The following is a 1,670-nucleotide window of genomic DNA, read 5'->3' as shown; positions in this document are numbered from 1 at the left end:
GGGGGGCATACCGTGTACCGGCGCGTCAAAGTCAGGTCGCAGTAAGAACAAGTTGGAGTTTGCCGAATCGCATGAGGCGGCAGGTGCCATGTTCTTCAACTTCCTGCAATTCGTAGAAGCGCTAAACCCAGCCGTTGTGCTGATTGAGAACGTGCCTGAGTACCAGAACACCGCTTCGATGGAAGTGATTCGTTCGGTGCTCTCTTCGTTGGGTTACTCCCTACAAGAGCGCATTCTCGACGGCAATGAGTTTGGGGTTATTGAGCGCCGCAAGCGTCTTTGTGTTGTTGCGCTTTCCCACGGGATCGATGGGTTTGAACTTGAGAAGGTTCAGCCTGTTCGCACCAAGGAAAGTCGCATACAGGACATCCTGGAGCCAGTTCCGCTCGATTCTGAACGTTGGAAGTCATTTGACTATCTGGCTGAGAAGGAGTTGAGAGACAAAGCTGCTGGCAAGGGGTTCTCTCGCCAGCTTCTGACTGGCGACGATGAGTTTTGCGGCACCATAGGTAAGGACTATGCAAAATGCAGAAGTACCGAACCTTTCATTGTTCATCCAGAACAGCCGGAGTTGTCTCGCATCTTTACACCGACAGAACATTGTCGAGTGAAAGGGATACCAGAGGAACTCATCCAAGGTCTGTCGGACACTATTGCCCACCAGATTCTCGGGCAATCGGTAGTCTTTCCCGCGTTCGAGGCTTTAGCCCTCGCATTAGGGAACAGCCTGTGGAGCTGGGTTGGAATGATGCCAATCATGGTCGAAGTCGTGGATGAATCACAGCCGGTGATCGGTGGTGAAGACTTCCATTGGGCAACGGCATTGGTTGACGCAAAGGGCACTCTCAAGCTGTCACCGGCAGCGAAAAAACAGGGGATGCCCTTCAACATTATGGACGGTCAATTGGCTGTCTATTCACCTAACGGAACTAAAAAGAGCTGCGGCCATGAGCCTTGCGAATATCTCCCGGTAATGATGTCCGGAGACGCAATCATGGTCACTTCATCTTTGGTTCATTAGTAACTCACCGGGGCAATGCCGAAAGGCCTTTGCTCCGGCCTATCCGAAAGGAGAGTAATCATGAAAATCGAAACTGTTGTGCCTTTACCTCCCGAGGATTCAGGCCTTCAACACTGCATTGCCAGGTTCCATAACCGCAACATGGATTCCAAGCGAAAAGACAAGACCCGTTTTTTCAGGAGGGAGCCGGTTATGATCGTAAACCCAGAGACCAAAGCAAAGGTTCTCCGGTATGCGATGGGCAACCCTGGGAATTTATCCATCACAAAGCTGGCGGTCGCGCTGGATTACGATGCGGTAGATGCTCTGGGTGTTCGTTTTAAAGACACTGTAAATCTTGAGGTTCGCAGAGCCAGGCGCTGGGAAGTCTGGCAGTGGTTCTGGAACCATCCGGATCAAAGTGTCCAACTGTCAATCAAATTGGGCGTGGTTGGCGCTGTGTTGGGAGTCATGGGCTTCCTGACTGGCGTAGCTCCGTACCTCTTGGGATAAACCAATAAAGCCGTTAACGGGCAATGTAAGTCCGGAGACGGCTTGCATTGCTCTCTCGAAAGTGGAGAGTCAAATGAACACATTAGAACAACTTGTAAATCAGAGAGTGCTTGAGGAAGGTCTGAAAAAGGCGAAGCCATTGGCCGCGCAAATGGGG

2 protein-coding genes are annotated in these 1,670 nt (G+C 51.4%); both read left to right on the top strand.

The annotated features are described in order from the left end of the window. On the top strand, positions 1-1,021 hold a 1,021-nt coding region (locus BHE89_RS16555), incomplete at its 5' end, for a DNA cytosine methyltransferase (protein ID WP_141008320.1). A gap of 60 nt (positions 1,022-1,081) precedes the next feature. Next, positions 1,082-1,513, top strand: a complete 432-nt coding sequence (locus BHE89_RS16550; protein ID WP_000687894.1) for a hypothetical protein — start codon at positions 1,082-1,084, stop codon at positions 1,511-1,513. Positions 1,514-1,670 lie beyond the last annotated feature (157 nt).

The organism is Shigella sp. FC1967 (genome assembly GCF_001743005.1).
In the GTDB taxonomy this organism is placed as follows: domain Bacteria; phylum Pseudomonadota; class Gammaproteobacteria; order Enterobacterales; family Enterobacteriaceae; genus Proteus.
This window is presented reverse-complemented; position numbering and strand designations above follow the sequence as displayed.